Origin of the sequence: Mycolicibacterium frederiksbergense, assembly GCF_012223425.1 — a bacterium.
Taxonomy (GTDB): Bacteria; Actinomycetota; Actinomycetes; order Mycobacteriales; family Mycobacteriaceae; genus Mycobacterium; species Mycobacterium frederiksbergense.
Genome location: NZ_CP038799.1, coordinates 631997 through 651106, shown reverse-complemented (window position 1 = coordinate 651106; position 19110 = coordinate 631997). Strand labels below are relative to the sequence as shown.

The following is a 19110-nucleotide window of genomic DNA, read 5'->3' as shown; positions in this document are numbered from 1 at the left end:
CGAGGGTGCGGCCCACTCGCACTTTTGCGCCCCCCGCGCAGAGTCAATGGCCGCCGAGCGCTACGAACACCATGTCCAGCACCCTGGCCCGCCCGGCCGATTCTGCGGTGCGGCGCGACACCGCGTTGAGCCGGTCGATGGTGCCGACGAGCAACCGGTCGCGATCGGACGCCAGGTGTGCGGCCCAGTACGCCTGGGCGTGCGCGGCGTAGCCATGCCCGCCGTGCTCGACCGCCACCACCTCCTCGTTGATCTCTTCGCCTTCGATCCAGCCGATGTGGCCCGGTGCCACCGCCAGCGCGCCGACCACGGACTCGCCGGACTGCACGGCGTGCACCTGCCCGTTCGCGTGCCACTCGCGCAGGTCCTGCTCGGAGGCGGCGGTGATATTGCGGGCCAGCTCGGGTGTCAGCTCCCGATACCTGGCTTCGACGATGGAGATCGCGTCCTCCGCGCGAGTGAACGGCGCCAGCGTGACGTGCGGTTCGGGTGCGCGCAGATCGCGGCACCGCGCGACGTGGACGGTCTTGTCGAGAACAACGTGTGGACCACCGAGTCGCCCGGGCCGGGACGTCAGCCGCAGCGCCGACGGCGCGAACGTCGCCCACTCCCCGGCGACGCAGTGGCGCAGCCGGTCCAGGTCATCGAAGCTGTGCGCCACGATCTCGACGAATGGTCGGCGGATGTCGCGGCCGTAGAAGCGGATACCGCCCAATAGGGTGCCGCGCGCCGTTCGAATCACCCGGTGCAGATAGTCGTCCCTGACCACGCCCGGCAGGTTGATGTGATCGGAGAACGAGCGCGCGAACCCGGCATCGGTGGTCCGCGCCATCTCACCGGCCAGCCACGTCTGGAGTCGCTGCCGGCCGTCGGCGCCGAACAGGGCTGTCGCAAGGTCACGTTCATCGGCCAACGACGGCCAAGACTCGGGCATACCGCCATTCAACGTGCCGGTACCGCCCACCTCAACGCATTATCGCGAGGCCCCCACCTCGTCGGCCACCAGCCGTGACGCCGCGCGCAGCGCCTCCCAGTCGCCCCGCCAGCCGAGCAGATGCACGGCAAGATCGGCGGTGCGCTCCGGCTGATTCGGCACGCCGAGCCCGTCGACCCGAATGTTGGGCAGCGTCTCGACCAACCGGAAGACCACATCGCCATCGACCCCGACATCGAGGGTGTCCGGTGCCGGTGGATCCAGATCGGCGAGAACACGGCGCGACAGGTCGTGATAGGCGTTGCGCAATTCGGTGCGCTGCCGGTGGAATTCGTCGAACTGCGGATCGCGGACCTCGGGCAGCAGGTACAGAATGCCCAGGTTCCACGGGCTGTCCCACAGCAGCCGGCAGTCCAGGTAGCTCAGCGCGTGCAGCAGCACCACCGCGGGTTCGGACCGGTCACGCAACTGGTGAGCGGCCTTGAGTGAGGACACCACCGTCCCGCTCAGCAGCGACGCCAGGATGTCGTTCTTGGTGCGGAAGTGGTGATACAGGGAGGCCTGGCGGATCCCGACGGCCTCGGCGATCTGCCGGGTCGAGGTGGCCGCCACCCCGAGGGTGGTGAACAGCTCGGCGGCGGCATCGAGCACTTCATCGCGGGCGGTCTTGCCCGGCCGTTTACGTTCCTCCAGTCGGGGACGGCCGCTCGCGGGGGTGCGCACGTGTCGATCCTGCCAGGTGGGCAGGATCGACACGTGCGGGATGTTGCTCAGGACTGGGCCGAGGTCAGCACGGCCGGTGCCGGCTGGGTTTCCGGTTCGGACGCCGCCATGGGTGCGACGGGCCGCGAGGTGACCGCGGCGACCGCCACGTAGGCGATGAGCGACGCGGCACCGGCCAGCAGGGTGCTCCAGCCGTCGGCCGCCGTCGTCACCCACTCATTCGGCACGTAGAACAGGGTGTTGTCGACGCCGTAGATGGTCGGGGTCAGCACGAAGAACGTCAGCCGCACCCCGATCCCGACCACGATGGCCGCGCCGGCCGCGGCGGCGCCGCCCCGCGACCAGTACAGCCCGAGGATGAACGGCACCACCAGGCTGGCCAGCAGCAGGTCGAAGGACAGCGTCAGCAGAATGCCGGTCTGCGGCACCCGCAGCGCGACCACGCCCGCCAGGACGGCCATCGGCAACGTCGCCCACCGGGTGGCCCGCAGCACCCGCGGTGTCATCACCGGTGCATCCGCGTCGATGCGTAACACGTTGCGCACCAGCACCGCCGCCGTTGCGAGCAGGATGCCGCTGACGGTGGTGAGGGTGGCCGCGAGCAGACCCGAGATAACGATGATGGCCAGCCACACCGGGGCGTACTGGGCGAGCAGGGTGTAGAGGATGGGCCCGTCCGCGGCCGCGTCCCCGACGATGCTCACCGCGGCCAGCGCGACGAACGACAGCGGGATGCAGAGCATCAGGATGCCCGCCGCCGCGGCGAAGCAGGCGTTCTGGGCGCCGCGGGGAGTGCGGGCGGAGAACACCCGCTGCATCAGGTCGATGGCGACCAGGTTGCCCAGGCCGAGCGCGATGATGGTGGCCCAGTTGATGACCGCACCGGATTCGCTGGAGGTGAGCTGCGCCAGATCGCCGGCGCCCATGCCCTCGGGCGCGCTGAAACCGTGCGTGGTGCCCACCCACGTCACCAGGGAGACCACCCCGATGATGTTGACGACCACACACGTCACGCCGGTGTAGACGCTGGCGAACATGCCACCGGTGATGGTGTACAGCAGTGCAAGTGGGATGGTCAGCAGGATCCCGTAGGCGTAGGAGACGCCGACGAACCGTTCGAGCAGGAAGCCGATTGCCACCAGGTTGCCGGCCAGCAGGATGATGAAGCTGGCGATGGTCAGGTAGGACGACGCGACTTCAGTGGCCCGGCCGAACCGGTTGCGGAAGTACTCGGGCAGCGTTACGACATCGGCGGTCCGCATGCGTTTGGCGAAGAACAACCCCATCAGCAGCAGGCACAGGGCCAGGCCGATCGGCAGTGCGGCGCCCGCCCAGAAGCCGAAAGCCGCTGACAGGTCGGCATTGCCGATGGTGGCGTTCGAGTCGACGGGCTGCGCGATCAGGACCGCGGCGACCAGCGCGGCGGGCAGGGCGCGGCCGGCGACAAGGTAGTTCGAACAGTCGCCGCGCACCCGTCGCGCGGAGACCACACCGCTGACGGTGAGGATGAGCAGGAAGATGGCAACGCCGGTGATGATCATGGCGAACTCCAAAGGGGGGAGGAGGTTTGAGAAAGTGAAAGGGATACGGCGCCGTTGCCGGACGAGCGGGTACTGCGGGACAGAACTACCGATGCAGCAAGGCATCTCGCCCGAAAGTGTCCAGCGGTTGGGCACCCTCGGGCATCGTCACCTCCCCTCGGCGTACCCGGTCCTGCAGATAGCGGAAGCTCTGTGCGGTCTGGGCGAACAGATGATCACCGGCGACCACGGTGGGCCTCGCCGCATCCGCGTCATCGCCGAGGAAGGCGTCCAGTGGGGCGACCACGGTGTCGGCGTCGACGTTGACGAACAACGGGAAGGAGTAGCGCTCCTCGGCGACCTTGCGCACCCGGTGGCTGGTCGCCACGTACTCGCCGTTGGTCCAGATCTCCAGCAGGTCACCGATATTGAGCACGAATGCACCGTCGATGAGAGGGACGTCGACCCAGGTGCCTGCGGCGTTGAGCACCTCCAGTCCGGGTGCGGTGGGCCGCAGCAAGGTGAAGCACTCGTAGTCGGTGTGTGCGCCGATCCCGGGACGGTCGGCGGCGGCCGGATCGTACGGGTAGTGGATGAGCCGCAGCTGGGACGGCGGCGCGGTGACATACCTGTCGAAGCGGTCGGCCGGTTCGTCGAGTGCCACCGCGAAGGCCCGCAGCAGGATCCGGGACAGCGCGAATACCGCGTCATACCAAGCTGTCACGGCCTCCCTGAAGCCGGCCAGGTCGGGCCACTGGTTGGGGCCCAGCAGCGGGTGACCCGCCAGGTAGCGGGGGTCGTCGGCGGGCAGATCGATGGACAGGTCGAACGCCTCTTTGGCATCGACCGTGCCGGCGGAGAAGATCTCCTCCCCGGGTGGCACATAGCCGCGGTGATTGGAGGAGTTGGCGATGTGCACGCGCTGTTTCTCGGCGTCGGGGAGCGCGAAGAACGCCGTGGTGCGTTCCAGCAGAGCCTCGAACAGTGCGGGATCGACGCCGTGGCCGACGATCTGGGCGAAACCGACGTGCCGGGCGGCATCGCCGAGTGCATCGACTGCGGCGCGGTAGCCGGGGCCGGACGCGTCGAGCAGCCCCGAGACGTCCAGTACCGGGATGTCGGTGAAGTCAGTGGTCACGAATCAGTCCTAAAGGGCCAGTAGGGGTTCGGAGCGGTCCAGCGCGACGGTCCACCGGCGGCGGACGGGGGTGCCTGCGGTGTCACGTTCGGCGACGGTGATCTCCCCGGAGCCGAGCTCAGGTGCCAGATCGTCACCGACACGGAACGGCAGCGTCGATCGGCTGATGAGCCAGCGATCGTCCTCGACGGTGCCCAGCGAGACCTCCAGGTCCAGCAGGGCGCGCGCCGACTCCAGATCGGCGCAGGCCACCGCGTCCCGCAAGCTCATACCTGGTGCCGGTGCGATGCCGGCGGCCCGTCCCCGGACGTAGCCGAAGTGCGCACCGACCCGCAGCAACAGGCCGGGTCGGCCGGTGTCATCGTGCAACGCCAGTTCCAGACCGCTCACCTCATGCGTTTCGGCCGCCCAGTCCTCGAAATAGTCACGGCCGATCCCGGTTTCGACGAGAATCCCGTCGATCAGGTGCAGCCCGCCGCGGTCGGGCAACGGATCGGCCGGGTGCAGATCCACCTCCCGCCACCACGTCCATTCCGCGCCGTCGTCCTCCAGACGTCCGGCGAAGGCCTGCTGTTCGCACAACGCGAGCAGGTCCTCGCGGGTCAGTTCGTCGAGCGCGCGGCCGGTGATCTCCGCCATGCCGGCCGGGGTCCGCAGGTCGATGTAGAGCTCACCGGCCTGCAACCACTGCACCTCGGTGGTGGTGTCGACGACGGCGCCGGGCACCGCCATGGCCAGACGCCGCCAACTGCGGTGGCTGAGATCGCTGCGGGTGACCTCGGCGCCCCGACCGACGCGGCGCAGATAGCCGGGCCAGTCACCGTGGTGGGTGATGTCCTGCCCGGCGTCCCACGCCTCGGCGGTGCAGCCGAACCCGACCACCTCGGTGCCGTCGGCGAGCGTCGCCCGGCCCAACGACATCGGTGCGGGCAGCGCGGCCAGGAAATCACCGAGCATCGCGGTGCCGATGAGCCAGAGCTCGCCGTAGATGGCGGCGCCGTCACCCGGGGCGACGCGCGCCAGCCCGGGTTTCGGCGGGTCGGTGTCCAGCCGGGCCAGCCGGTACCGCGGTGCCGTGCGGACCGGGCCGCACCAGCGTGCCCCGCGGTCGTCGAGCTGCCAGGCCAACGGCTGACCGCGCAGGTGCGCACCCACCACCAGTAGGGCGGTGGTGTCCAGGCCGGCGCGTGCCGGCCAGGGTGCGGCGGGCGCGGGGACCGATGCCGCGCCGGGCAGTGTCACGCCCGCGGAGTGCAGGGTGACCATGCGGGCCAGGTCGAGTGCGAGCGCGTCGGCACCGGCACGGGCGAGGACGCTGACACCGAATTGGGTGCCCTGCGCATCAGTTCCGGACGGCACGGCGACCGCGCACAGGTCCATCAGGTTGCAGAAGTTGGTGTAGGTACCCATCCGGGAGTTGACCCCGACGGGGTCGGCGTTCACCTCGGCGATGGTGGGGTGCCCGGTGGTGGTGGGGATCAGCAGCGCGTGGCAGTCGCCGAGTTCGGCCATCGCGGTCGCCGTGAGCTCGTCCAGGCGCACCCGGTCGGCCAGCAGGCGGGTGGCCGGCACCGCACCGGCGGCGGCGATGATGCCCGCCACCGTCGGGTCCAGGTCTTCGTCGTCTCGGTGAGCGTCCACGAACGCACCGACCGCGTCGTGGCGTTCGGCCACGAGGCCGCCGTCGTACAGCAGCCGGGCCGCCTCCAGGAACGGGTCCAGGTCGATCTCGACGATCTCGATGTCGTTGGTGGCCAATCGGTCCGCGGCGGCACGGAACGCCTGCGCCCACTCCGGGGACAGTCCGGGCAGCGCGCGGGGCACCGCGACCCGGGTCAGCGGTGGTGCGGCCAGCGGGGCGTCGGCCGGGAAGTGCCGTGCGCCGCCGGCGATCACACCCACGGCGGTGTCGGCGGTGTCGATATCGCGGGCGAACACCGTCACGCAGTCGTACGAGCGGCAGGCGGGCACCACCCCGTCGGTCGGGACCACCCCGAGGGTCGGTTTGATCCCGACGATGCCCTGCAGGGCGGCCGGGACCCGCCCGGATCCGGCGGTATCGGTGCCCAGCGCGATGTCCACCAGGCCCAGGGCGACGGCCACCGCGGAGCCCGAACTGGAGCCACCGGAGATGTACTCGGGTCGGCGGGAATCCCGCACCGCACCGTGCGGGCTGCGGGTGCCGACCAGACCGGTGGCGAACTGGTCCAGGTTGGTCGCCCCGATGATGACCGCGCCGGCAGCACGCAGCCGGGTCACCACCGTGGCGTCGGCGGCGGCGGGACCGTCGGCATAGCCCGGGCACGCGGCGGTGGTCGCGATGCCGGCGATGTCGATATTGTTCTTTACCGCGGCGACCAGTCCCGCCAGTGGCAACGACTTATCGGAGGCGTCGACCTGCTCGGCGTCGGCCAGGGCATCGGTCAACGGCCGCAGGGTGATCCAGATCTCGGGGCGGTCCGCCGCCGCGATGGCGGCGTAGGCGGCACGGACCCGCTCGACGGCGCTCATGCGTGTCCGCCGGTGCCGACGACGACCAGCGGTGTGCCGGGATCGACCAGGTGCCCGGCCGAGACCAGGATCTGGGTGACCACACCGTCCGACGGTGCGCGCAGGACGGTCTCCATCTTCATGGCCTCCAGCGCCAGCAGCGGTTGGCCGGTGACAACCTGTTCGCCGATGGCCACGTCGACCTTCCACACGCTCGAGGAGAACGGCGCGTCGACGCGCTGGTCGCCGTCTCCGAGAATGAGTTCGGCTGTGGGAACGACGGCGTTCTTGGCGGCACGCTCGGCCCGGTCGAACTCACCGGCGCGTTCCCAGGCGGCGCGTTCGGCGCCGAACGCGGTGGCCTGCTGGGCCCGGAACGCGGCGATATCGTCGGCGTTGTCGGCCAGGAACCGGTCGTGCTCGGCCAGCGAGAAGGTCCCGTCGGTGATGTCGATCGAACCCCGGCCCGCGGCCATATCGGCCCGCAACTCCAGGAGTTCCTCCGCCGACACCGGATACCAGGAGATTCGGTCGAAAAACCTGAGCAGCCAGGGGCTGCCGGGCTCGAACGGCGCGGTGTGCCGATAGCGGCTCCACACCTGGGTGGTGCGGCCGACGAACTGGTAGCCGCCGGGGCCCTCCATACCGTAGATGCACAGGTACGCGCCGCCGATACCGACGGAGTTCTCGGCGGTCCAGGTGCGGGCCGGGTTGTACTTGGTGGTGACCAGCCGGTGCCGGGGATCCAACGGGGTCGCCACCGGCGCCCCCAGGTAGACATCGCCGAGGCCCAGGGTCAGGTACTCGGCGGCGAAGACGGTGTCGTAGACGTCGGCCTGGCCGGCCAAACCGTTGATGCGCCGGATGAATTCGATGTTCGACGGGCACCACGGCGCGTCATCACGAACCCCGGAGGTGTACCGGGCGATGGCCTCTCGGGTGGCCGGGTCATCCCAGCTCAGCGGGAGCCGGACCTGACGGCTGGGGACCACCAGTTCGGAGGAGGCCGGCAGGTCGTCTTCGATCTCGGAGAGCAGCCCGAGCAGCCGGGGGACCGGCAACACATCGGGGTCGACGTGCACCTGCAGGGAACGGATGCCGGGGGTGAGGTCGAGAATGCCGGTGGCGCTGCCCTCCAGGCGCGTGTGCAGGGCATGCACCCGAGCCCGCAACGCGAGATCCAGGACGATATCGCCGTATTCGACGAGCACGTTGTCATCGCCGCTACGGCGGTAGGTGACCGCGGGCGCGCCGTCGACACCGGTGCGGCGGGCGAGCACCCCGTCATCACCGTCTCCGCTACGGGGCAGCCGGGCCACCCGGCGAGGCCCGAGCTCGATGCGCGACGGTGCCTCGGCTGCGCGTACCGGCACAAACCGTACGGTGTCACCGGGACGTAGCTGTCCCAGCTTCCAGCGCTGCGCCGCCACCACGGTGACGGGACAGACGAATCCGCCGAGGCTCGGACCGTCGGGGCCCAGCAGGATCGGGGTGTCACCGGTGAAATCGAGCGCGCCGACGGAGTACGCGTTGTCGTGGATGTTGGACGGGTGCAGGCCGGCCTCGCCACCGTCGGGGCGGGCCCACTGCGGTTTGGGGCCTTCGAGGCGGACACCGGTGCGTGCCGAGTTGAAGTGCACGCGGTAGGCGGCCCCGAACAGAGTGTCGATATCGCTGCGGGTGAAGAACTCCGGTGCCCCGTGCGGGCCCTCGGTGACGGCCAGTTCCCATTCGGTGCCGAAGGCGGGTCGCTCGTCGAGCGGTACCGGACCGCCAGGCTCGGTGGTGAAAGCCCTGGTGCGCAACACATCTCCGGCGTGCAGTTCGCGGCCTCCGTGCCCGCCGAACCGGCCGAGGGTGAAGGTGGACGCACTGCCCAGGTAGGCCGGCACGTCGAGGCCGCCGGCCAACAGCACGTAGGTGCGTAGGCCCGCCGTCTCGGCCGTGCCGATGTCGAGGACACCGTCCGCCGGGACCTGTACGGGTTCCCACATCGGGGCGGGGGCGCCGTCGACGGTGACCAGGCATTCGGCGCCGGTGACGCAGACCGTCGTCGGGTGGGTGAACCGCAGCGCCGGGCCCGACGCAGTGCACTCCAGTCCGGCGGCGTCCTCGGGGTTGCCCAGGGCGCGGTTGCCGAGCCGGAACGACAGGTCGTCCATCGGGCCGCTGGGGGGTACACCGACCTGCCAGAGACCGACCCGCCCGGGTACGTCCTGCACGGTGGTCAACAGGCCGGGCCGGTTGACAGTGATGCGGGGCCGGGGATCGGTGACCTCGGCGAGGGTGGCGGTGCTGTGCCGGGCCGCCCGCACATCGTCGTGATCAAGTGCGGCGCAGAGCATTCCGATGTTGATCTCGATGCCGTGCAGCTCGGTGCCGGCCAGCGCCTCGCCGAGCCGGGTCAGCGCGGCGTCCCGGTCCCCGGCGTGGGTGATGACCTTGGCCAGCAGCGGATCGTAGGACGCGGTGACCTCGGTACCGTCCTGCACCCAGCCGTCCACCCGGACGTCGGGAAACAGTTCGGGGTCGGGGAAGCTGACGGCGGTGATGGTGCCGACGCTGGGTCGGTAGTCGCGGGTCGGGTCCTCGGCGTAGACGCGCGCCTCCACCGCATGTCCGGTCACCGGCACTGTGCCGGTAGGGTATTCGTCGAGCATGCGCGCATCGCAGGTGGCCAGCCGCATCATCCAGGCGGCCAGGTCCACTCCGGTGACGGCCTCGGTCACGGGGTGTTCGACCTGCAGGCGGGCGTTGACTTCCAGGAACGACGCCTCCCGGCGTGCCGCGTCGTAGACGAATTCGACGGTGCCCGCGGAGCGATAGTTGACCGAGGCGGCCAGTGCGCGTGAGGTGGCGTGCAACTGATCACGGATCGCGTCGGGCAGCGCGGGTGCGGGCGCCTCCTCGATCACCTTCTGGTGCCGGCGCTGCAGCGAGCAGTCCCGATCACCCAGCGACAGCACACGTCCGGTGCCGTCACCGAAGATCTGTACCTCGACGTGGCGGGCGTTCTCGACATAGCGCTCGACGAAGACGCCGGCCGAGCCGAAGCTGCGTTCGGCCTGGGACACCACCCGCTGGTACGCCGTGCGCAGGTCGTCGGCGTTGCGGCACACCTGCATGCCGATGCCACCGCCACCGCCGGTGGCCTTGAGCATCACCGGGTAGCCGATCACGTCGGCGGCAGCCACCGCGGCGTCCGGATCGTCGAGCAGGTCGGAGCCGGCAAAGATCGGCACACCGGCCGCGCGGGCCGCGGCCCGCGCGGTGTGCTTGGTCCCGAACTCGCGCAGCTGCGCCGCGGTGGGGCCGGCGAACGCGATGCCGGCGGCTTCCACGGCCGCGGCGAAATCGGCGTCCTCGGAGAGGAATCCGTATCCGGGATGCACGATGGTCGCTCCGGAGGACGCCGCGGCGGCGAGAATGGCCTCGGTGCGCAGGTAACTGTCCCGGGGTGCGGCGGGACCGACCCGTACCGCGTCATCGGCCAGCGCGACGTGCGGGGCGCCGCGGTCGGCGTCGGAGAACACCGCGACGGTGCGCATGCCGAGCCCCTTGGCGGCGCGGATGAGCCGCACCGCGATCTCACCCCGGTTGGCGATCAGGACGTTGTGCATGCTCACACCACCTCCCTATTTCCCGTTGTGGTGCTCGCCCCGGCAGGCCGGGTGACGATCATCCGGACCGGGGTCGGCTCGAATGCGTTGCAGGGGTTGTTGATCTGGGGGCAGTTCGACACCAGCACCAGCGTGTCGATATCGGCGCGCAGGGCGACCCGCTTGCCGGGGCCGGACAGGCCGTCGACGATGCCGAGCGCTCCGTCGGGGTCTACCGGCACATTCATGAACCAGTTGATGTTGCTGGCCAGATCCCGCGCACCGAGGCCGTGCCGGGAACCTTCGAGCAGGAAGTTCTCCAGGCAGCCGTGCTGGGCGCGGGTGTGCTGCCCGTAGCGCAGCGTGTTGGATTCCTTGGAGCAGGCGCCGCCGAGGGTGTCGTGCACGCCCACTTCGTCGGCGACCACGGTCATCAACGCGTCCCCGGTGTCCGCGCGCAGCACCGAGCCGGTGGTCAGCGTGATGCGGCCCTGGCGGCGGATCGTCTCCTGTGCCGAGTACCGCACGCCGGTGTCCGCGGCCGCGTAGAGCAGGCAGTCGACGGCCTGGTTGCCGGCGAGGTCGACGATGGTCAGCACGTCCCCGGCGGCCACGACCGCGGACCAGGCGGCGCGCGCCGCGACGTACTCGTCGAGCACGACCGTCCCGTCGATCAGGGCGGGCACCGTGGCGGTGGCGGTCACAACTGTCCCCTCGCGGTGAGATCGGCGTCGGTGTTGGCGATGGCTTGGCGGTGCTCGGGTCCCAACGGCCCCACCAACTCTCCGTCGGTGAGCCGACCCAGGTCGGCGGGTGCCGGCCAGGCGTGGATCACCAGCGGGGAGCAGGTGAACTCCGGTCGCGGGTCCAGCGGGTGTGCCGTATTGGCCACCAGCACAATGGCATCGACGTGCAGCAACAGCTCCACCGAGGTGCCGGCGCCCGCGGAGCCGACCCAGTCGAAGGTGCCGTCGGCCTGCACGCGCACGCCCTGGAAGAAGGACACCGACGGTGGCAGGTCGCGGCGGTCCAGGCCGTGTTTCAGCGCGGCAAGGGTGAACAGTTCGCGGCCGGCGGGGGAGGGGGACTCCGGTGCGGCCGCGCCGTAGCGTTCCAGATTGCCTGCGCGGGTGGAGGTTCCGGTCAGCGCGTCGTGGGTGCCGGAGGTGTCGGCGACGATGGTGGCCAAGGCGCGGCCGAAACCGCTGAGCAGCGGATGGCCGTTGCCGAGGTAGGCCTGCCAGGGCACCTTCACGGTGTCGGCGACATTGAGTCGCTCATGGGGTGCGTCGGCGCGGTGCAGCAGCAGGTGCGCGCAGGTGTCCCCGGCCGGGTCGGTGAGCCGCACTCGGGTGCCGCGGGCCAGTGTCGCGCTCGAATAGCCGCCCGGCGCCACGGTTTCGGACCAGACCAGGGATTCCGCGGGTACTCCGGCAGGTGTCGTCGGGGAGGTCGATGCCGGAATGTGGCGCATGAATTCTGCGGTGCGTCCGTGCTGGGCGCGGGCGTGCGTGCGTGCTCCTGCCGTGGTGGCGGTTTCGGACGCCGTGTCGGTGCTGCTCACTGACCACCCTCGAAAAGTCGGGAGCCCGCCGGATGGACGGGCTTTCTGTCAGGTGACAGTTTTCGCGCCGTGCGGGCGGTGATGGTTGCCGTGATGTAACCGATGATTCGGATGCTGTTAACAGCGTGCTGCGAATGTTTCTGTCAAGTGACAGGTATTAGCGGCTGCTGCGCTGCCTATGCTTGAACTCCGCGAGGGGTCGGCGAAGGGGGAGTGGTGTTCGAGCGCGCCAAGTTCATGGTCACGTTCATCGGCGCCTACCGGCGCTCCCGCAGCGATGGCGGCGGGCACGAGGCGGCACTGCAAGCCGCCACCGACAACATGTTCCGGTCGAACCGCGTCAACGTGCCGGACGCGGTGTATGAGACGTGGAGCGACCCCCGCGACGAACTCGCGCTCGACGGCGGCGACTGGTTCGGTGACGGATCCCTGCAGATCACCGACGCCCACCTCGGGCTGCTGCGCCAGGCGCGACTCACCTGGGACGGTGCCGAACGTGGGGCGCCCATGCTGGATCCGGACCGCCCGTACGGGCGCTCAGATCTGCTCGCCCAGCTGGCTGAGGTCTTCGGGACCGGCGACGCCGATGAACTCGGGCGCCGCCACGTGGAGATGTACTTCGTGTTGGCGCGCGCCTTGCGGCACGCCACCCTGGCGCCGGGCCGCTATGCGCTGACCAACGTGGCGCCTGCCGACGTGCGCAGCGCGCTGCGCGGCTACGGCGAACTGTCCGCCGAGGACCTGGGCCTGGATGCCGACGGGCAGGTGAACCTCACCGAGGATCATCTGAAGCTGTTGCGCGGAATCGAGATCCGCTGGCCTTCGGAATACGAATGCCGCGGCCGCCTCGACGCCGGCTGCTACCCGGCGGCCGCCGCCGACCCGAAGCGGCCCTACGGGGACTTCACCTTCATCGAGGTCGACATGGCACGCATCCTGGGTGAGCTCCCGCCGGCACCGGCGAGTGGTCCGGCGATCTTCGAACCCAGCGCCGACCTCGCGCTGCGCCTGCAGCGTCTGCACTGGCAGATGCTGGGCGCCATGCAGGTGTTCCTGGAACAGGCGGCGCTGGCACCCGGGACGTACGGCCTGTACCCCGACCACCCGTGACACCGGCGGATTTCGACCTGTCGCCCGACGATCTGCGCATCGTCACCGAATACGTGGCGGCCGCGGCGGAAGCGCTGCTTCCGTTCTACGCCGAAGTCCATCCCGGTGACACCCGGCCGCGCGACGCCATCGCGGCGGCGTGGCTCTTCGTCGGCGGTGCGCCGCGGTCCGCACTGCAGCGGACCACATCGATGGAGGCGCACCGCGCGGCCGCCGGCGCCACTGACGCGGTCGCGCGGCTGGCCGCCCAGGCCGCCGGTGACGCGGCGTCCGCGGCCTATCTGCATCCGATCGCCAAGGCACACCAGGTGGGACACATTCTTCGGGCGGATGCCAATGCCGCACGGATCGCCGAGATCACCGCCGTCTCCGGCCCTGTCGCCGCGCACGACGCGATCGCGCGGGCCGCCGGCCGCGCCACACCCGAGCTGCGCGGGATTCTGCGGCGCTATCCACCCGCGGCGGCCGGCCGTAGCCGTACCGCTCAGCTGATGAAAATCCTGGACGATGCGCTGCGCACAACCCCGTAGAACTGGGCAAATACCCACTACGGACCACCCGCCCGCAGACACCGCGTTGCTACGATTGCCGGCGTGCCTGACGAAACCACGCCCGAGGACGACGCCGTCCGCGAGGACTCCGCTTCGGAAGACCAAGCCAACGAGGTGAACGGCAGCAAGCAGGCCGAGCCCGCGGACGCGGCCGGGGACGACGCGGAGCAGTCGGAGGGTTCGGGCCGCAGCCCGGTGGTCATCGCCGTCATCGCCATGCTGCTGGCCATCGCCACCCTGGGCGCATCTGCCTATATGTGGCGCAATCCGCTGACCCCGATCGATGCCCCCACCGCGGCGCCGACCGAGGCGCCGGAGCCGACCTTCACCGACGCCCAGCGCGATGAGGCGAAGGCCAAGGTGTGCGATGCCTTTCTGGTGGTCAGCACCGGGGTGGCCAACAGCAGCGGCCTGCAGGCCGCCGACGGTGACGCCATCGGCGCCATCGCCATCGCCACCAACGCGCGCCTCGCCCTCTACGGCGGGGGTGTCTACATGCTGAACCGGGTGGACCCGGCGACCGAGCCTCAACTGGCCGAGGCGGCACGGGCCTTCGGCAACGCGTTGATGGACGTCGGGGCCGCCGCGGTCGCCAACATTCCGAGCGATGACCCGGCGCACCAGGAACGCGTCAAGGACGCCGACGACGAGAACGCCAAGCTGCAGGGCATCTGCAACCCGCAGTAGATTCAGCCGGCGGCCGGGTCCGGTGCGCGCACCCCGTACGGTGCCGCGTCGAGCAGGGTCACCGACACCTGCGCCCCGCTGGGCACCCGGTAGCTGCGCTGTTCCCCGGGGCGGGCACCGGAGATGGCATCGCCCAGCGGCGACTGCGCCGAGCACACCTCCAGGTCACCGAGCTCCGCGATCGGCGTGCCCAGCAGGAAGGTCTCGGTCTCGCCGGTGCCGTCGAAGCGCACGGTGAGAATCATTCCGGGCTCGGCGATTCCGTCATCGGCCGGCGTCTCGTCGATCGCGGCGTTCATCAGCAGATCCTGGATCTGCCAGATCCGTGACTTTCGGGCCTGGTGCATGTCCCAATCGGTGGTGTCGTCGTCGGCGCTGACCGCCAGTAGGTCGGCGAGCTCGGCTTCCATCCGGTCGCGGGACTGCCTGCTGATCCACACATGGTGATTCGGGCGCATGGGTTCTCCTCATCGGCCGTCGATCGGGCCGTCCACTCGATGGTGGCCCGGCGGCGCCCCGGTGCGTTTGCCCGGACGGGACAACCGGACCGGTCGCATTTGTCGGTTCCCGACATGTCCTATTGCGCGGCGAGCTCGATCGTCATCGCCAGCCGCTTGTGCGGGTCGTCGAGGTCCAGCGTGGTGACCTCGGCCATCTTGCGCAGCCGGTAGCGGACGGTGTTCTCGTGGACGCCGAGTGCCTCGCCGGCCTGGGCGAGGTCACCCTGCGCGGTCAGCCAGGCGCGCAGCGTGGCGACGTACTGGGTGGACTGCGCGGCGTCGTGGCGCCGCAGTTCGGCCACCGGTCCGCGCGCCGGCACCCGGGTGGACCGGGCTGCGGTGCGCAGCCGCTGCAGCAGGATGTCGTGCCAGGTTTCGTCGTAGGCGGGTACGTCATCGGGGGTCGCCGGGTCTTCGTGCAGGGCCAGGCACTCGTCGGCCTCCTGGCGAGCCGCCGCCAGCTCGGTGGCCTCGGCGGGTGCGCTGATACCGGCCCGGATCGTGGTGTGGGCCGGGAGTGCGCCGCGCAGCGCGCTCACCCACCGCCGGGCCGGGTCGACATCCTCACTCGGCAGCACGGTGTACAGGGTGTTGCGGCCCAGGCTGCTGCGGCCGGGACGTGACCAGCCGAATCCGGAGGTGGCGTGTTCGAACGCCAGCAGCAGCGCGGCATGCGGTTCACCGGCGATATCGGCGTGCACGGCGATCACCCGCAGCCCGGTCCGGCGCAACCCGAGCCTGCTGGCCGCGGTCGCGGAATCGGCGGAGCCGTCCAGCAGCCGCGCCACCAGATCGGACTCGACCTGACGCTCCAGGTCGGCACTCGCGCGCGAACGCAGGACATGCATGGCCACGGTGCGGGCCCCGTCGGACAGCGCGCGGCGCCGGGCATCATCGAGCGGCTCCCGCGACGTGCCCCACACCGAACCGAGCAGTTCGCGGCCGGCCCGCACCGCCACGACCGTCCGCCCGGTCAGGCCGAGGGCGGGTTCGGCGTCGACGAACAACGGTTCGTCCGATGCCACCAGGTGTGCGAAAACACCACGGTTACTGAGCAATTCACGCACCTCCGCGGGTACCTCGCGGTTCAGGATGGTGTCGGCCCTGGCAGTGTCGGCGTGCGCCTGCAGCCGCGAGTACGCGAGCAGCCGCGCATGGGCGTCCTCGATGGTGACCGCGCAGCCGATGGAGTCGGCGACGCTGTCGGCGAGCGCGAACAGGTCGGTGGGGCCGCGACCGGCGGCCGTCTCGCGGCCCTCCAACACCAGTCCGTAGACGATGGCGGCCAGCTCGCTCCACGGCACCGCGGAATCCACCACCAGCACCGCGACATCGGATTCCTCGCCGACGCCGGACTCGTCACCGCGGCTCAGGACGGCCACCGACTGGCTGGCGCGCGCCCACTGCACCGCCTCGGGCACCGACCGCGCGCCGACGGCGAGCAACACATCGCCGATGACCGGGCCGGTCTCCTCGGTTGCCTCGTGCAGCGCCACGCTGCGCAGCACCGTCGCGCGCGATATCGCCGAGGTGCACAAGCGCACGCCGTAACTGCCCAGGACGTTCACCAGGCGGTCCAGGGTGACCATGAGCGGCTCCTCCGTCGTGCCGGATGCCCAGCCTAGTCAGCGCCGAGCAGCCGGATGCGTAGCCGGTCGGGGGCGATATCGCGGCCGCCGTCGAGGTCATCGGCCAGCGCCTGGGCCCGGTCGATCAACCCGGCGACGTCGATGCCGTACGGGGCGGGCAGCTCGATCGGGCGTAGTCGCCCGGCAGCCCGGCGCAGCAGCGTGGCCGCACCCGTCGGGTTACCGCGCTGCACATGGGTGATGCCGACCGCCAGCTGCGCCAGCCCCTGCCACAGTGCGCGTTCGGAATCCGGGCCGTCCTTCCACGCCGATTCCAGCACCTCGTGCGCGCCGAACGCCTGGCCGCGGTCGAGGAGGTCCTGGGCGTAGCGCAAGGTCTCGGTCGGGGACAGTCGCAGATCGTCGGGGATGCGCGGCACCCCGGTGCTGCCGTAGGGCAGCGGCCGGCCCAGCGCGTCGCGGGGCCGGGTGTTGCGCGGCCGTCCGGTGTCGTCGCGGTCGCGCTCGGCATCGGAACCCACCGGTACAGCTTGGCAGCACCCGCTGGCGCTGGGCCGGCCGCATCGAGGCGCCCTGCCCACAGTGGTAGCTGAGGAAGTCCTCAGCGACCGGCGAAACATCCGGCCCGGTACGCGGCAGGTCGCGGAATTGCGCACAACCACCGAACGAATGTCAAATTGTCGCCGTCGTCAGTGGACGAAACCAAAACGAGCAAACGTCATATAGTTTCCAATCATGGTGAACCCTCTGGCGTCCGCGCTGGCCGAGTCGTTGACCGCCAGCGCCAACGATCTGGTGCTGCTCGCCGACGGCCAGTGGATCCGCCACCCGTGGCCGGAGATCTACGCACGCGCGGAGAACGTCGCCGACTTTCTGCTCAACGAGGACATTCGCCGTCTGGGTCTGGTCGGCGAGCCGACCGCCGAACTCATCTCTTCGGTCATCGGTGCCTTCCTGGCGGGCGCGGCGGTGTCCATCCTGCCGGGACCGATCCGCGGTGCCGACACCACCCAGTGGGCGCAGGCCACCCAGGCCCGGTTCCGCGGCATCTCCGCCGGGCGGGTCGGCAGCCAAGGTGTCTACCGTGAAAAGCTTTCCAGCGCAGGCGAATCGCCGACTATCGTCGACCTCGCGACGGTGGCGCATCCGCGGCGGTCGACCGGTCTCCGGCTGCCGTGCCTGGATGCTGCGGTCGCGATCATGCAGGGCACCGCGGGCTCCACCGGCACACCCAAGACCGTGCAACTGCCACCCGCGGCGGTGCTGGCCAACCTGAGCGGACTCAACCATCGGATCGGGATCGGTCCCGGTGATATCGGATGCTCCTGGCTGCCGCTCTATCACGATATGGGCCTGAGCTTCCTGCTCTCCGGGGCGCTGGCCGGCAGCGATGTCTGGCAGGCGCCCACCTCGGCATTCCAGGCCTCACCGTTCCGCTGGCTGAACTGGCTCTCCGAGAGCGGGGCATCGGTCACCGCCGCGCCGAACATGGCCTACGGCATGATCGGCAAGTACTCCAGGCGGGTCACCGATGTCGATCTGTCCGCGCTGCGTTTCGCACTCAACGGCGGCGAACCCGTGGACTGTGAACTGACCGAGCGCTTCGCCACCGAGATGGCCCGCTTCGGCTTCTCCGCGGGTGCGCTGTCTCCGTCTTACGGACTTGCCGAATCAACCTGTGCGGTCACGGTTCCGGTGCCCGGTGTCGGTATGCGCATCGATGAGACGGTGTTCACCACCGAGCACGGCACCGCGCCGCGCCGGCATGCCGTCCTGGGTGCGGCCATCCCCGGGATGGAAGTCCGCATCGAACCGTACGAGAACGCCGCCACCGAGGTCGCCGACCGTGAGCTCGGGGAGATCGCGATCCGCGGCACATCCATGTTCTCCGGCTACCTCGGCGAGGCCTCCCGCACCGCCGACGCATGGTTCCGCACAGGCGATCTGGGCTACTTCGTCGACGGCGGCCTGGTGGTGTGCGGACGCGCCAAGGAGATCATCACCGTGGCCGGCCGCAACATCTTCCCGGCCGAGGTCGAGCGGATCGCGGCCCTGGTTCCCGGGGTGCGCGAGGGTGCGGTGGTGGCCGTCGGCGTCGGGGAGGGCTCCATCCGCCCCGGCCTGGTCGTCACCGCCGAGTTCCGCGGCCCCGACGAACCCGGCACCCGCGCCGCACTGATGCAGCAGGTCGCCTCGGGGTGCGGGGTCGTTCCCGCCGATGTGGTGTTCGTCAAACCCGGCACGCTGCCCAGGACGTCGTCGGGCAAGCTGCGCAGGCTCGAAGTCAAACGTGGCCTCGAGGTCGCCGCCGGCGGCTAGCTGTTCATCGAGTGCCAGGGGCAGAACGCCACCGTGGCGGTGCCCACCACGAACGATGCGACATCCTCGGGCACCGAGTCAGATGCCATCACGTTGTCGACCACCGCGAGTTGGCTGACGCCGGTGCCCATGATGCGGCACAGGCTCTGCGCGCTCGTCAGCGCCGCGGGTGCGGTGTAGAACTCGGGAATGATGCCGGCGTTGGTCAGCGCATTGACATAGGCACGTTCGGTCTGCGGATCGGCTCCGGCGGGCGCCGCACCGAGTAGCGCAGCCGACGCCACGGTGAGGGCGGTCAGGCCGCCGAACAGACTTCTGTGCATGACACGAAGGTAGGTCATCGGCAGCCCCGCCAGCGTCCATTCGGGCTTTCGTGGCCCATCCGC

Annotated in this window: 16 protein-coding genes; 4 read left to right on the top strand and 12 right to left on the bottom strand. The window is 70.2% G+C overall.

All coding sequences use genetic code 11. From position 1 onward, the window contains the following. Window positions 1–43: 43 nt before the first annotated feature. The 8 genes from EXE63_RS06080 to EXE63_RS06045 form a co-directional block, all read right to left on the bottom strand. Window positions 44–934, bottom strand: coding sequence for a hypothetical protein (locus EXE63_RS06080; protein ID WP_168141228.1), 891 nt, complete (start codon window positions 932–934; stop codon window positions 44–46). Window positions 935–973: 39 nt separating this feature from the next. Further along, window positions 974–1699 (bottom strand): TetR/AcrR family transcriptional regulator, encoded by a 726-nt coding sequence (locus EXE63_RS06075; protein ID WP_168145428.1) that lies wholly within the window; start codon window positions 1697–1699, stop codon window positions 974–976. 5 nt (window positions 1700–1704) lie between these two features. Continuing rightward, window positions 1705–3198 carry a sodium:solute symporter family transporter gene (locus EXE63_RS06070; protein ID WP_168141227.1) on the bottom strand — a complete coding sequence of 498 codons (1494 nt, stop codon included), beginning with the start codon at window positions 3196–3198 and terminating at the stop codon, window positions 1705–1707. A gap of 85 nt (window positions 3199–3283) precedes the next feature. Next, window positions 3284–4315 (bottom strand): isopenicillin N synthase family dioxygenase, encoded by a 1032-nt coding sequence (locus tag EXE63_RS06065; protein ID WP_168141226.1) that lies wholly within the window; start codon window positions 4313–4315, stop codon window positions 3284–3286. A 9-nt stretch (window positions 4316–4324) separates the two neighbouring features. Further along, window positions 4325–6826 carry an allophanate hydrolase gene (gene atzF / locus EXE63_RS06060; RefSeq protein ID WP_168141225.1) on the bottom strand — a complete coding sequence of 834 codons (2502 nt, stop codon included), beginning with the start codon at window positions 6824–6826 and terminating at the stop codon, window positions 4325–4327. Continuing rightward, window positions 6823–10425, bottom strand: coding sequence for an urea carboxylase (uca, locus tag EXE63_RS06055; protein WP_168145427.1), 3603 nt, complete (start codon window positions 10423–10425; stop codon window positions 6823–6825). Before uca ends, atzF begins: the two co-directional genes overlap by 4 nt. Before the next feature lie 2 nt (window positions 10426–10427). After that, a complete protein-coding gene (locus EXE63_RS06050; RefSeq protein WP_168141224.1) occupies window positions 10428–11108 on the bottom strand; it encodes an urea amidolyase associated protein UAAP2 in 681 nt (226 codons plus the stop codon). Next, window positions 11105–11968, bottom strand: coding sequence for an urea amidolyase associated protein UAAP1 (locus EXE63_RS06045; RefSeq protein ID WP_168141223.1), 864 nt, complete (start codon window positions 11966–11968; stop codon window positions 11105–11107). The genes EXE63_RS06050 and EXE63_RS06045 overlap by 4 nt, the downstream gene beginning before the upstream one ends. Window positions 11969–12184: 216 nt before the next feature. Here EXE63_RS06045 and EXE63_RS06040 point away from each other — a divergent pair, with 216 nt between their 5' ends. The 3 genes from EXE63_RS06040 (at window position 12185) to EXE63_RS06030 (ending at window position 14316) form a co-directional block, all read left to right on the top strand. Continuing rightward, on the top strand, window positions 12185–13078 hold the full coding sequence (locus EXE63_RS06040; protein WP_168141222.1) for a hypothetical protein: 894 nt from the start codon (window positions 12185–12187) through the stop codon (window positions 13076–13078). Beyond that, the gene (locus EXE63_RS06035; RefSeq protein ID WP_168141221.1) at window positions 13075–13608 is read left to right on the top strand and encodes a putative immunity protein; all 534 of its coding nucleotides are present in this window, start codon (window positions 13075–13077) and stop codon (window positions 13606–13608) included. Before EXE63_RS06040 ends, EXE63_RS06035 begins: the two co-directional genes overlap by 4 nt. Before the next feature lie 63 nt (window positions 13609–13671). After that, entirely contained in the window at window positions 13672–14316 is a 645-nt protein-coding gene (locus EXE63_RS06030) for a hypothetical protein (protein WP_168141220.1), read from the top strand. A gap of 2 nt (window positions 14317–14318) precedes the next feature. Here the strand turns inward: EXE63_RS06030 and EXE63_RS06025 are convergent, their stop codons facing one another. The 3 genes from EXE63_RS06025 to EXE63_RS06015 form a co-directional block, all read right to left on the bottom strand. After that, window positions 14319–14774 (bottom strand): GreA/GreB family elongation factor, encoded by a 456-nt coding sequence (locus EXE63_RS06025; RefSeq protein ID WP_168141219.1) that lies wholly within the window; start codon window positions 14772–14774, stop codon window positions 14319–14321. A 119-nt stretch (window positions 14775–14893) separates the two neighbouring features. Further along, window positions 14894–16405 carry a PucR family transcriptional regulator gene (locus EXE63_RS06020; protein ID WP_168141218.1) on the bottom strand — a complete coding sequence of 504 codons (1512 nt, stop codon included), beginning with the start codon at window positions 16403–16405 and terminating at the stop codon, window positions 14894–14896. Between the two features lie 32 nt (window positions 16406–16437). Further along, window positions 16438–16926, bottom strand: a complete 489-nt coding sequence (locus EXE63_RS06015) for a DUF309 domain-containing protein (protein ID WP_234904381.1) — start codon at window positions 16924–16926, stop codon at window positions 16438–16440. A gap of 214 nt (window positions 16927–17140) precedes the next feature. Here EXE63_RS06015 and mbtM point away from each other — a divergent pair, with 214 nt between their 5' ends. After that, complete coding sequence (gene mbtM, locus EXE63_RS06010) at window positions 17141–18724, top strand: long-chain-fatty acid--ACP ligase MbtM (RefSeq protein WP_234904380.1); 1584 nt, start codon at window positions 17141–17143, stop codon at window positions 18722–18724. On the opposite strand, the gene EXE63_RS06005 is transcribed toward mbtM, so the two are convergent. Next, the gene (locus EXE63_RS06005; protein ID WP_168141217.1) at window positions 18721–19047 is read right to left on the bottom strand and encodes a DUF732 domain-containing protein; all 327 of its coding nucleotides are present in this window, start codon (window positions 19045–19047) and stop codon (window positions 18721–18723) included. The two genes, mbtM and EXE63_RS06005, sit on opposite strands and share 4 nt — an antisense overlap. Between the last annotated feature and the right edge of the window lie 63 nt (window positions 19048–19110).